The 11,629-nt window shown below is 63.0% G+C and carries 11 protein-coding genes; 2 read left to right on the top strand and 9 right to left on the bottom strand.

Annotation, left to right across the window (positions count from 1 at the left end; translation table 11 throughout):
* Positions 1–33 precede the first annotated feature (33 nt).
* Positions 34–843, top strand: coding sequence for an outer membrane protein OmpK (locus tag E8F12_RS01595; RefSeq protein WP_280323541.1), 810 nt, complete (start codon positions 34–36; stop codon positions 841–843).
* 254 nt (positions 844–1,097) lie between these two features.
* Here E8F12_RS01595 and E8F12_RS01600 read toward each other — a convergent pair whose 3' ends face one another.
* From E8F12_RS01600 to puuE, 7 genes are all read right to left on the bottom strand, one after another.
* Entirely contained in the window at positions 1,098–1,949 is an 852-nt protein-coding gene (locus E8F12_RS01600; RefSeq protein WP_280323542.1) for a nucleoside-binding protein, read from the bottom strand.
* A gap of 188 nt (positions 1,950–2,137) precedes the next feature.
* Positions 2,138–3,484, bottom strand: a complete 1,347-nt coding sequence (locus E8F12_RS01605) for a nucleobase:cation symporter-2 family protein (protein WP_280323543.1) — start codon at positions 3,482–3,484, stop codon at positions 2,138–2,140.
* Between the two features lie 194 nt (positions 3,485–3,678).
* Positions 3,679–4,995 carry a urate hydroxylase PuuD gene (locus E8F12_RS01610; RefSeq protein WP_280323544.1) on the bottom strand — a complete coding sequence of 439 codons (1,317 nt, stop codon included), beginning with the start codon at positions 4,993–4,995 and terminating at the stop codon, positions 3,679–3,681.
* A gap of 51 nt (positions 4,996–5,046) precedes the next feature.
* Positions 5,047–5,550, bottom strand: coding sequence for an ureidoglycolate lyase (locus E8F12_RS01615; protein WP_280323545.1), 504 nt, complete (start codon positions 5,548–5,550; stop codon positions 5,047–5,049).
* Positions 5,551–5,667: 117 nt separating this feature from the next.
* A complete protein-coding gene (gene alc / locus E8F12_RS01620; RefSeq protein ID WP_280323546.1) occupies positions 5,668–6,663 on the bottom strand; it encodes an allantoicase in 996 nt (331 codons plus the stop codon).
* A 54-nt stretch (positions 6,664–6,717) separates the two neighbouring features.
* A complete protein-coding gene (gene uraD, locus E8F12_RS01625) occupies positions 6,718–7,233 on the bottom strand; it encodes a 2-oxo-4-hydroxy-4-carboxy-5-ureidoimidazoline decarboxylase (RefSeq protein ID WP_280323547.1) in 516 nt (171 codons plus the stop codon).
* On the bottom strand, positions 7,230–8,159 hold the full coding sequence (gene puuE / locus E8F12_RS01630) for an allantoinase PuuE (protein ID WP_280323548.1): 930 nt from the start codon (positions 8,157–8,159) through the stop codon (positions 7,230–7,232). The genes uraD and puuE overlap by 4 nt, the downstream gene beginning before the upstream one ends.
* Positions 8,160–8,581: 422 nt before the next feature.
* Here puuE and uraH point away from each other — a divergent pair, with 422 nt between their 5' ends.
* On the top strand, positions 8,582–8,935 hold the full coding sequence (gene uraH / locus E8F12_RS01635; RefSeq protein ID WP_280323549.1) for a hydroxyisourate hydrolase: 354 nt from the start codon (positions 8,582–8,584) through the stop codon (positions 8,933–8,935).
* Between the two features lie 419 nt (positions 8,936–9,354).
* On the opposite strand, the gene E8F12_RS01640 is transcribed toward uraH, so the two are convergent.
* Positions 9,355–9,981, bottom strand: a complete 627-nt coding sequence (locus E8F12_RS01640) for a LysE family translocator (RefSeq protein ID WP_280323550.1) — start codon at positions 9,979–9,981, stop codon at positions 9,355–9,357.
* Between the two features lie 70 nt (positions 9,982–10,051).
* Positions 10,052–11,401, bottom strand: coding sequence for an NCS2 family permease (locus E8F12_RS01645; protein WP_280323551.1), 1,350 nt, complete (start codon positions 11,399–11,401; stop codon positions 10,052–10,054).
* Positions 11,402–11,629: the final 228 nt, after the last annotated feature.

Genomic DNA, 11,629 nt, shown 5'->3' on the forward strand with positions numbered 1-11,629 from the left:
AAAACCTGAAACCCACTACAACAAGGAAAAACCATGAAGCCCAAGTATCTGCCGCACTTTCTCGCCCTTTCGACCGGTCTGCTGGCGGGCGGCCAGGCGCTGGCCGGCGACCTGCTCTTCTGGCAGAACAACAGCCTGAGCTACCTCTACGGCCAGAACTACAAGATCAACCCCGAGATCCAGCAGACGGTGACCTTCGAGCACGCCGACGGCTGGAAATACGGCGATAACTTCTTCTTCCTCGACAAGATCTTCTACAACGGTGACAAGGACGCCCTGGTCGGCGACAACACCTACTACGGCGAATTCCAGCCGCGCCTGTCGCTGGGCAAGATCTTCGACCAGAAGATCCAGTTCGGCCCGGTGACCGACGTGCTGCTGGCCATGACCTACGAGTTCGGCGAGGGTGACGTCGAGTCCTACCTGATTGGCCCGGGCTTCGACCTGGCCATCCCCGGCTTCGACTATTTCCAGGTCAACTTCTACAACCGCACCACCGATGGCAGCCGCCCCGGCGACAACGTCTGGCAGATCACCCCGGTATGGAGCTACACCATCCCGGTTGGCAACTCCGACATCCTGATCGACGGCTTCATGGACTGGGTAGTGGACAACGACGAGAACAGCCGCGGCACCTACCACGCCAACCTGCACTTCAATCCGCAGATCAAGTACGACCTGGGCAAGTCCATGGGTTGGGGTGAGAAGCAGCTGTACGTCGGCTTCGAGTACGACTACTGGAAGGACAAGTACGGTATCGACAGCGAGAGCTTCCTCGGCGACGAGATTCTCGACGGCACCGACCAGAACACCGCCAGCCTGCTGGTCAAGGTGCACTTCTGATCCATCGGGAAAAAACCGGGAGAGGGCGCACCGCGCCTTCCCCACGGTTAGAAGGGGAGGGGAGCCAATCCATGGCACGGTCGTGGCGCTCTTTTGTGGGGGCGAATTCATTCGCTATGCAGGCCGCAGGCCTGCCCGGGTTGCCCGCCAGGGGACCGCTGCGCGGCCCTTCGCGAATGAATTCGCCCCCACAGTGGAGGACTGCCTCCCTGGCGATCGGTAAGTGGAAAGCCCACCTCGCAGCGGGCCCTGCTTCAGAACGTGAATTCCAGGTTTACCGTCGGCGTCGAGGTGCGGCTGCCGCGGCCTCCGTCCACACCGAACTTGTTGTGCCAGTACTCGTAGCCGACACCGAACCAGAGGTTCGGCTTGCGCCTGGCGCCAGGCATGGCGGCAACCATCAGCGAGGTGCGCATCAGGGTTTCCGGGGCGGTGTCCTTGTCGAAATAGTCCTCGCCCTTTTCCCCGACGTAGTTGACGAAGCCCTGGAACTTGGCGTCGTGCTCGCCGAGCTGGAAGGGTTTCAGCCAGGTCAGGTTGACCATGTAGGTGGCGTCAAAGGTGTGGTCCGGGTGTTTGGCGCCGGGGATGCCCGAATGGTTCTTCTCGCGGTAGTACATCAGGCTCAGGTCGAGCACGCCGGCGCCGTTGAACTTCAGCGTCGGGCCGAACACCAGGGCGCGCTTCTTGGCCGAAGCGCGGTTGTTGTTGCGGTTGGCGTCGAAGCCGAAGGTGAAGGCGTAGTCCTTCACCAGGCCGGTGCCCAGCGGCTGGTCGAACACCCGCGAGGCATAGAGCTGGTGCCGGTAGACCGCGTAGACCTCACTGCCGCCGTGGTCGGTACCCTTGCGCGGATCGCGGCTGTCGGAGAGAAACACGTCAAGGTTGAAGAAGTTGCTGCCGTAACGGTAGCCGTCAGCGTGGGTGAAGCTGTACACACGCTTGGCGAACTTGTCCGGGTTGTTCGGGTTGGTGAACTGCTGGCCGTAGCGGAAGCCGACACTGTTGTTCATCCATTCGAAGACCTTGCCCTGTTCAGTGGCAAGGCCGGCCGGGCTGGCGGCGATCAAAGCGGCGCCAAGCGCCAGGCTGTGGTAGCGAAGCATTCAGGTTTTCCTTCTTGTTGTACTTCTGAAAACACGCCGAGACCTGCACGGAGTCTCCACGCGGCCGGAATGGCCATGCGCGGGGCACGGCCCGATACCTGGGGCAGGTTTAAAAGAGCCCGCCGGGTAGGCGGGCTGTGGAGTCCCGGACGGACCTCATGGGTACGGCCGGGTGGGAGCGAACAGGATCAGTGGGCGACGCAGTGTCGGCTTCGGTCCTTCTCACCGAGGATGTTGAACAGCAGGTTCAGGGTGAGGGCGCTGACGGTGGCCATGGCGATGCCGCTGTGGGTGATGGGCTCCATCCAGTGCGGCAGGTGGGCGAAGAACTCGGGGCGTACCACCGGGGCCATGCCCATGCCGATGCTCACGGCCACCAGCAACTGGTTGCGGCGGTCGCTGATGTCAGCTTCATGGAGGATCTTGATGCCGGTGGCGGCCACCATGCCGAACATGGCGAGTCCGGCGCCGCCGAGCACTGCCGGCGGGATCGAGGCCACCAGGAAAGCGGCCTTGGGCAACAGGCTGAGGACGATCAGGAAGCTCCCCGCGGCCACGGTCACGTAGCGGCTGCGCACGCCGGTCATCTGCACCAGGCCGATGTTCTGGGCGAAGGAAGAGTGGGTGAAGGTATTGAAGAAGCCCGCCAGGAAGGACGCACCGGCGTCGCACAGCAGGCCGCGGCGCAGGGCGTTGGGGCAGACCTCGCGGCCGGTGATCTTGCCCAGGGCGAGGAACATGCCGGTGGACTCGACGAAGATGATCACCACCACCAGGCACATGGACAGCACCGAGGCCAGCTCGAACCTGGGCATGCCGAAATGCATGGGCTCGACCACCTGGAACCAGGGCGTCTGGTCCAGCCCGTCGAGGTTGACCATGCCGCAGGCGCCAGCCACGGCGTAGCCCAGGGCCATGCCGATCAGCACCGAGACATTCACCCAGAAGCCCTTGAGGAAGCGGTTCACCAGCAGGATTACGCCCAGCACCAGGGCCGCGATGGCCAGGTATTCCAAGGCGCCGAACTGCGCGGCCTTGCTGCCGCCGCCTGCCCAGTTGACGGCCACCGGGAAGAGGGTGAGGCCGATGGAGGTGATCACGGTCCCGGTCACCAACGGCGGGAAGAAGCGCACGATGCGCGACATGAAGGGCGCGATCAGCAGGCCGAAGAAGCCGGCGGCGATGGTGGCGCCAAAGATGCCCTGCAGGCCGACGCCGGGCATCCCGGCCATCACCACCATGCTGCCGACGGCGGCGAAGCTGGCTCCCATCATCACCGGCATGCGGATGCCCACCGGGCCTATCCCCATGGACTGAACCACAGTGGCGATGCCGGCGACCAGCAGGTCGGCGTTGATCAGGAAGGCGATTTCTTCGCGGGAGAGACCGGCGGCCTGGCCGACGATCAGGGGTACGGCGACGGCGCCACCGTACATCAGCAGGACATGCTGGATACCGACGAGCAGCAGTTGCAGCAGGGGTAGGCGCTGGTCAGCGGGCGGAAGGGCGGTATCCCGCCCTGTCGGAGTGGTCATGCAACACCTCTGGCGCTTTTGTTTTTGTAAGTCGCTTGGCAATGCCGCACCTCGTGGGTGCGGTATGCCGGGTCGTCATGTTGCTGGCCGGGTGCAGACATCCGGCCTGGGTACTGCGCGGAAGAAAAAAGCCCGCCTGGGGGCAGGCTTGGAAAAACGGGCCCTGCTTGGGGGCAGGGCCCGTCGTGGTCTTGCTAGTTGGTCTTGGCGCCCTGGGCGATCCAGCGACCGATCAGGTCACGCTCTTCCTGGGTCATCTGGGTGATGTTGCCCAGCGGCATGATCTGGCTGGCGACTGCCTGGGCCTGGATCTTCGGCGCGAGCATCTGGATCTGCTGCGGGGTGTCGAGCATCACGCCGCCCGGTGCCGAGGTGAACATCGGGCTGGTGGGCTTGGCGGAATGGCAGACAGCGCAACGTTCCTGGATGACGCTATGGACCTTGTCGTAGCTGGCGGAACCGCTGCTGGCCTGGGCCGGGGCGGCTGCCGCCGGCTGTGCCGGAGCAGCGGCCTGCGGCTTGCTCGCTTCGGCGGCCGGGGCAGCGGCGCTGCTGGCGGCGGGAGCGGCGTGTTCCTGGTGGGCGGGCTCCACGGCCAGGCTCGGTTCGGCGGACTTGTAGTTCGGCGCGGTGACGAAGGCCAGGCAGATCATGCCCAGCGCGCCGGCCGGCAGGGTCCAGGCGAACTTGTTGCTGTCGTGGCGGGTGTTGAAGTAGTGGCGCACCAGTACCGCGATCACCGCGATTCCGGCCAGGATCAGCCAGTTGTACTGGCTGCCGTAGGTGCTCGGGAAGTGGTTGCTGATCATGATGAACAGCACCGGCAGGGTGAAGTAGTTGTTGTGGCGCGAACGCAGCAGGCCCTTGGCCGGCAGTACCGGGTCCGGCGTGCGGTTCTCTTCGATGGCCTTAACCAGGGCTCGCTGGGCCGGCATGATGATGCGGAACACGTTGCCGACCATGATGGTGCCGATCAGCGCGCCGACGTGGATATAGGAGCCACGGCCGCTGAATACCTGGGTGAAGGCCCAGGAAGCGCCGACGATCAGGACGAAGAGCACCAGGCCGAGCAGGGCGGGGGTCTTGCCCAGTGGCGAATCGCAGAGGAAGTCGTAGATGAACCAGCCGGCGATCAGCGAACCGATGCCGATGGCGACGGCCGCGGCCGGGGAGATGTCGACGCCGGGTGCGATCAGGTACAGGGTCGGGTTCAGGTAGAACACCACGGTCAGCAGGGCGACGCCCGACAACCAGGTGAAATAAGCTTCCCATTTGAACCAGTGCAGGTTGTCCGGCATTTTCGGCGGAGCGAGCTTGTACTTCTCCAGGTGGTAGATGCCGCCACCATGGATGGCCCAGAGGTCACCCGACAGCCCTTCACGCGGGTTGGCGCGATTGAGGTTGTTCTCCAGCCAGACGAAATAGAAGGATGCGCCGATCCAGGCGATGCCGGTGATCATGTGAACCCAGCGAATACTCAGGTTCAGCCATTCGGTCAGATGTGCTTCCACAGTAGGTACCTCTTCCCGCCGATCGTCACGCCGATCATTGGGCTTCTCTTATTAGTGGTGGGGGTCGAGGAGGAGCTGCTCGTCCTCGGTGAAGTAATGCTCATCGCAGTTGTTGCCTGAACCACTGCGATCAACCACCAGGAAGTCATCCCGCTTTTCGATCGTCAGCACCGGGTGGTGCCAGACGCCGCGATGGTAATTAACGCCCTGCCTGCCATTGCTGAGGAAGGCACGGACCAGACCCGGTACAGGTGCATCGCCAAGTGGCGCGACCACGACCAGAAAGGAGTTGCCGAGCAGCGGGATGAAGGCCTGGCTGCCCAGCGGATGTCGTTCCAGCATGCGGATGCGCAAGGGCATCTCAAGGGATTCGGCGCTGAAGATGCTGATGATCGCCTTGTCTTCCGGCTGGGCGGTCTCGACCGTCGCCAGCTTGTGGTAACGGCGGGTGGAGCCGTTGTTGATCATGAAGTACTCGCTGCCGTCGGTTTCGATCACATCTCCGAAGGGGGCGAAGGCTTCTTTGGTCAGGGGCTCGATCTTCAGGGTACGCATGGCTGTTCTACTGGTTCGTTACGGGTTCCCCTCTCCCTCGGGAGAGGGGGCAGGGGTGAGGGATGCCGTGCCGTGCACGGACACCCCTCATCCGCCCCTTTGGGGGCAGTCAAACGTTTACTTCGCCACCTTGCCGAACAGGCGCAGACGGCTCACACCACCGTCCGGGAACACGTTCAGGCGGATGTGGGTGATCGGGCCCAGGGCCTTGATCTGCTCGACGAACTCATGCTCGGCGTGCATTTGCAGCTTCTGGCTCGGCAGCAGCTCGCGCCAGAACAGGCTCTGGGTCTCGATCTGGCTGTCGGTGCCGCCTTTCACGAAGGCGCCCTGGATGGAGCAGCTGTCCGGGTAGTTGCCCTTGAAGTGCAGGGTGTCGACGACGATACGCTCGATCTCGCCCGGATGGCCCAGGGCGACGATGACCCAGTCGTTGCCCGGGGTACGGCGGCGGGCAGTTTCCCAGCCGTCACCCATGTTGATGCCGCGGCCCGGGTTGAGGATGTTGCTCATGCGGCCGAAGTGCTCGTCGGAGCAGGCCAGGGCACGGCCGCCGTTCAGCGCGGCTGCCAGGTCGATCTGCTCGTTGTCGCCCACCGAAGACCAGTCGCGGTAGGGGATGCCGTACACACGCAGGCGTGCCACGCCGCCATCTGGGTAAATGTTGAAGCGCAGGTGGGTGAAGGCCTGCGCGTTATTGATCTCGTGGTAGTGGTGGCTGTTGCCCTGCAGCTCGACGGCGGCCAGCACTTCGGTCCACTGGGTGTCGTCGGTCGGGTCGCCTTCGGCCACGAAGCAGGCTTCCAGGGAAGCCGACGGCGGGAAGTTGCCGGTGAAGAAGCTGGTGTCGATGTCCACGCCCTTGATCGAGCCCGGCACGCCGAGGCGGATCACGGCGCTGTCGTAGCCTTCGAAGCGTTTACGGCGGGATTCCCAGCCGTCCATCCACTTGCCGTTGTCATCGAACACGCCCTCCTTCCACACAGCCGGGGTCGGCTGGAACAGTCGGTTTACGTCAGCGAACCAGTCGTCGGTGACGGAGATGGCCTTGGTGCCGAGACGGGCGTCGGCGAGGTTGACGTATTTCTCGAAGGGGACGGCGTAGCTTTTCATCTGTCTTGTCTGCCTTGATTGATGGCGTGGAGGAGGGAGCGGTGCGGCTGCGGCTTACATTTGCTGCAGGCGGAACAGCGCGATCTTGTTGATCTCGGCCAGCGCCCTGGCGAATTCGGCTTCGGGCGAGTTGTGGATCCGCTCCTCGAAGGCCGCCAGGATCTGATGCCGGTTGCTGCCTTTCACCGCCATGATGAAAGGAAACCCGAACTTGGCCTTGTAGGCGTCGTTCAACTCGGTGAAGCGCGCGAACTCTTCAGCCGTGCATTCGTGGATGCCGGCACCCGCTTGTTCGCTGGTGCTGGCTTCGGTCAGCTCGCCCCGGACGGCGGCCTTGCCGGCCAGGTCCGGGTGAGCGTTGATCAGCGCCAGCTGGGCTTCATGGCTGGCACTGAGCAACAGGTCGGCCATGCGCTGGTGCAGGGCGTCGATTTCATCGATCTGGGCGTCCTGACCAAGGTCGAAGGCCTTCTCGGCTACCCAGGGCGAGTGTTCGTAGATGTCGGCGAAGGCTTCGACGAAGGCGTCGCGGGACAGGCTGGACGGGTTCAGGGTCTGGAAGCGGCTCATTTCGCTTGCTCTTTGAAAGGGTGGGTGGCGTGCCAGTGGCGGGCGATGTCGGCGCGGCGGGCGAACCAGACTTTTTCATGGCCTTTCACGTAGTCGATGAAGCGCGCCAGGGCGGCGAGGCGTGCCGGGCGGCCGAGCAGGCGGCAGTGCATGCCAATGGAGAGCATCTTCGGCGCGCCGGCGGCACCTTCGGCGTAGAGCACATCGAAGGCGTCCTTGAGGTATTCGAAGAAGTCATCGCCCTTGTTGAAGCCCTGCACCTGGGTGAAGCGCATGTCGTTGGTGTCCAGGGTGTAGGGGATGACCAGGTGCGGCTTGCCGGTGGGGTTGTTGGATTCCCAGTAGGGCAGGTCGTCGTCGTAGGTGTCGGAGTCATAGAGGAATCCGCCTTCCTCCATCACCAGGCGACGGGTGTTCGGGCTGGTGCGGCCGGTGTACCAGCCCACCGGACGCTCGCCGGTCAGTTCGGTGAGGATACGGATGGCTTCGAGCATGTGCTCGCGCTCCTGGGCCTCGTCCATGTATTGGTAGTCGATCCAGCGGTAGCCGTGGCTGCAGATCTCGTGGCCGGCCTCGACCATGGCGCGGATCGCATCGGGATGGCGCTGGGCGGCCATGGCCACGGCGAAGATGGTCATCGGGATGTCGTGACGCTTGAACAGATCGAGCAGGCGCCAGACGCCGACACGGCTGCCGTATTCGTACAGGGACTCCATGCTCATGTTGCGCACGCCCTGCAGGGGCTGGGCGGCCACCATCTCGGACAGGAAGGCTTCGGATTCCTTGTCGCCATGGAGCACGTTGCGTTCGCCACCTTCCTCATAGTTCAGCACAAAGGACAGGGCGATGCGGGCCTCACCCGGCCAGTGCGGGTGCGGAGGGGTGTTGCCGTAACCGATCAGGTCGCGTGGGTACTCAGCGCTCACTGCAGTCTTCCTTTCTGGTCTGTTGAACGATCAGCGACAGCCTGGGAAGTGGTGCGCGACCGTGGATGGGGTGATTGTATACAAATTGTCTGGCGTTTTGTAAATCAAAACTTTGTCGAATTCGTCATTCGCTATCCAGGCAAGAAATCTGCCCGTATGGTCAGGACTTTGAACTGGAGGGCGCGACGGCTGGCCATTGCGCCCGAATCCGGATTGGCCGCTGGCTGGGGGTTGTACAGCAGGATATGGCGGGATGATTGTGTACAATTTTTTGAGTTTATGTCTTACATTTCGTCGGTCGCATGTTATTCTGCGCTTCGAACCGGGGCCTTGGCCCTGCCCACGCACCTATATGAACAAGCAGAGGAGGTGTGGCGTTCCGATCGAGGCTGAGCACTGCCCCGGCGGACGCCCAGCGAGCAATGGGACGTTTGACCACGCATGTACTGGATGCCGCCCACGGTTGCCCTGGCCGTGACATCAAGATCGAGCTCTACCGTGTCGAAGGCATCGGCCTGGAGCTGGTCGCCACCGCCACCACCAATGACGACGGCCGCTGCGATGCGCCCCTGCTGCAGGGCGCCGACTACCAGAGCGGCGTCTACCAGATCCAATTCCACGCCGGCGACTATTACCGTGCCCGTGGCGTGAAGCTTCCCGAACCCGCTTTCCTCGATGTGGTGGTGCTGCGCTTCGGCATTTCCGCGGAGCAGGACCACTACCATGTGCCGCTGCTGATTTCCCCTTACAGCTACTCCACCTATCGGGGCAGCTAGTTTCAGATACTCGTTACCCTCGACTCACTGGAGTCTTCCTAGCCCGTTCACACTGCGGGCTTTTTTTTGCCCGCGAGAAAGTGCCGGCCCAAGTCCACATCTGCTGGCACAGTTTCTTGTGGCGCAGGGATGCGCAAAAAAAGCCCGACGCAAGGTCGGGCAGAAGCGCATCACGGGGAGATGCGCAAGGGAGCGGGTACTTCCACTATCAGTGCGATGGGCGTCGAATAAAGGCCGGCCAGACCACGTCGCGCACGTCCATGGAACACGATCGGAACTTGAAGGAGTCTAGGCGGCTATCTCGACTTCGCCGGTTGGCGGTCGGATTTCGTGTGGGGCTGTGCTGCCGGGCAACGAAAGGAGGAGGTTGCCGACGGGGGAGGGTGCGTTGGCCGGGGAGGGCAACGCACCGGGGAGCATCAGCGCGAAAGCAGGGACGCCGCGCCCGCACCGCCGAACAGCGCGGCGCTGGTGCGGTTGAACCAGACGTGGCCCTTGCCCGAGCGCAGGTAGCGTGCAGCACCGCGGGCGCTGAGGCCGTAGAACAGCTTGCAGCCGAGGTCGAGTATGGCCCAGGTGGCGATCATCACCAGCAACTGGGTCAGCAGCGAGCGCTCGGCGCTGAGGAATTGCGGCAGGAAGGCGGCGAAGAAGAGGATGTCCTTGGGGTTGCTGGCACCCAGGCCGAAAGCCTTCCAGAACATGGCGCGGAAGCCCGGGTTCACCGGCTGCTCTTCGGCGTTGGCCGGGCGCGCGGCTTGGCGGGATTCCAGCCAGCTTTGCCAGGCGAGGTAGAAGAGGTAGAGGGCGCCGATGATCTTCAGGGCGCTGAACAGTTTCTCCGAGGCCAGCAGCAGGGCGCCCAGGCCCAGGGCCGAGGCGCTGAGCAGGCAGATGGAGGCAGAGACTCCACCGAGGAAGGCCGGTAGCGAGCGGCGCAGGCCATAGTTGAGGCTGTTGCTGACCATCAGCAGGGACAGCGGTCCGGGAATCAGGATCACGATCAGAGCGGCGCTGCTGAACAGCAGCCAGGTTTCCAGGCTCATGGGTTCTCTTCTCCATAAATGAAAAGGCCCCGCCGCATAGCGGCAGGGCCTGGTCTTGCTTGGTCGAAGCTTACAGGAAGATGAACTTGGCTACAAAGATAAGGCAGAGTGCATACAAACTTACCGACACTTCCTTGTACTTGCCGGTGAAGGCCTTCATCGCCACATAGGTCACGAAGCCCAGGGCGATGCCGTCGGCGACCGAGAAGGTCAGCGGCATCATGATCACGGTGACGATCGCCGGGATGGTCTCGGTGTGTTCCTTCCAGTCGATGTGGGCCATGCCGCCCATCATCAGCATGGCGACGTAGATCAGCGCACCGGCGGTGGCATAGGCGGGGATCATGCCGGCCAGCGGGGCGAAGAACATCGCGGCGATGAAAAGGATGCCCACGGTCACCGCGGTCAGGCCTGTGCGGCCGCCGGCGGCCACGCCCGCGGCGCTTTCCACATAGCTAGTGACCGGCGGTACGCCGAGTACGCCACCGAAGACGCTGGAAGCGCTGTCGGCCTTCATCGCCTTGGACAGGTTCTCGATGCGGCCGTCTTCCTGCACCAGGTTGGCACGCTGGGCGACGCCCATCAGCGTGCCGGCGGTGTCGAACATGTGCACGAAGAGGAAGGCCAGGATCACGCTGACCATGGTCACGTTGAAGGCACCGCCGATGTCCATGGCCATGAAGGTCGGGGCCAGGCTCGGGGGCATGGAGAACACGCCGCCGAACTGGACGATGCCCAGGCCCACGCCGACCAGGGTGACGGTGAGGATGCTGATCAGGATGCCGCCGAAGACGCGGCGGTATTCCAGTACCGCGATCATCAGGAAGCAGATGGCGGCCAGCAGCGGACCGGGGGAGGTCAGGTCACCGATGTGTACCAGGGTGGCCGGGTGGGCGACCACGATGCCGGCGGTCTTCAGGCCGATCAGCCCGAGGAACAGGCCGACCCCCGCGCCCATGGCGAAGCGCAGGCTGCTGGGAATGCTGTTGAGCAGCCATTCACGGATGCGCGAGAAGGTCAGGATCATGAACAGTACGCCGGAGAGGAACACCGCACCGAGCGCGATCTGCCAGCTGTAGCCCATGGTGTTGACCACGGTGTAGGTGAAGAAGGCGTTCAGGCCCATGCCCGGGGCCAGGCCCACCGGCCAGTTGGCGTAAAGACCCATGAGGAGGCAACCGAAAGCTGCGGCGAGACAGGTGGCAACGAAGGCCGCGCCATGATCGATCCCGGCATCGGCCATGATGTTCGGGTTGACGAAAATGATGTAGGCCATGGTGATGAAGGTCGTCAGACCAGCAGCCAGTTCGGTCTTCACGGTGGTGCCGTGGAGGCTGAGCTTGAAGAGTCGTTCAAGCAGACCGTTGGCGGGCGGTGTTGCGGCGTACGTTCCTTGTTCTTGTTGTTTGATGCTTTCCACAGCGTGGTACTCCTCATCTCTTTTGTTTTGGTCACCCAGAGCCTGGAGTTGGCTCCGGACTGACTGAGGCGGATGGCGTGAGTGGTGCGCTTCCTCCAATACTTGACCAGCGGGTCAGGAAGTTCACGGCGCGATTATGCCTTTGTATACAAAAAAAACAAATAATGTTTTCAATGTTCGAAAATTCGCACCAATCAACAAAAGCTGACCTTTGGGACAGGATATGTC

The organism is Pseudomonas sp. BN102 (assembly GCF_029871245.1).
GTDB lineage: Bacteria > Pseudomonadota > Gammaproteobacteria > Pseudomonadales > Pseudomonadaceae > Metapseudomonas.

Coding starts and splice junctions, on each gene's coding strand:
- E8F12_RS01595 (WP_280323541.1), top strand. CDS start 34: ATGAAGCCCAAGTATCTGCCGCACTTTCTCGCCCTTTCGACCGGTCTG.
- E8F12_RS01600 (WP_280323542.1), bottom strand. CDS start 1,949: ATGCTTCGCTACCACAGCCTGGCGCTTGGCGCCGCTTTGATCGCCGCC.
- E8F12_RS01605 (WP_280323543.1), bottom strand. CDS start 3,484: ATGACCACTCCGACAGGGCGGGATACCGCCCTTCCGCCCGCTGACCAG.
- E8F12_RS01615 (WP_280323545.1), bottom strand. CDS start 5,550: ATGCGTACCCTGAAGATCGAGCCCCTGACCAAAGAAGCCTTCGCCCCC.
- alc (WP_280323546.1), bottom strand. CDS start 6,663: ATGAAAAGCTACGCCGTCCCCTTCGAGAAATACGTCAACCTCGCCGAC.
- uraD (WP_280323547.1), bottom strand. CDS start 7,233: ATGAGCCGCTTCCAGACCCTGAACCCGTCCAGCCTGTCCCGCGACGCC.
- uraH (WP_280323549.1), top strand. CDS start 8,582: ATGGGACGTTTGACCACGCATGTACTGGATGCCGCCCACGGTTGCCCT.
- E8F12_RS01640 (WP_280323550.1), bottom strand. CDS start 9,981: ATGAGCCTGGAAACCTGGCTGCTGTTCAGCAGCGCCGCTCTGATCGTG.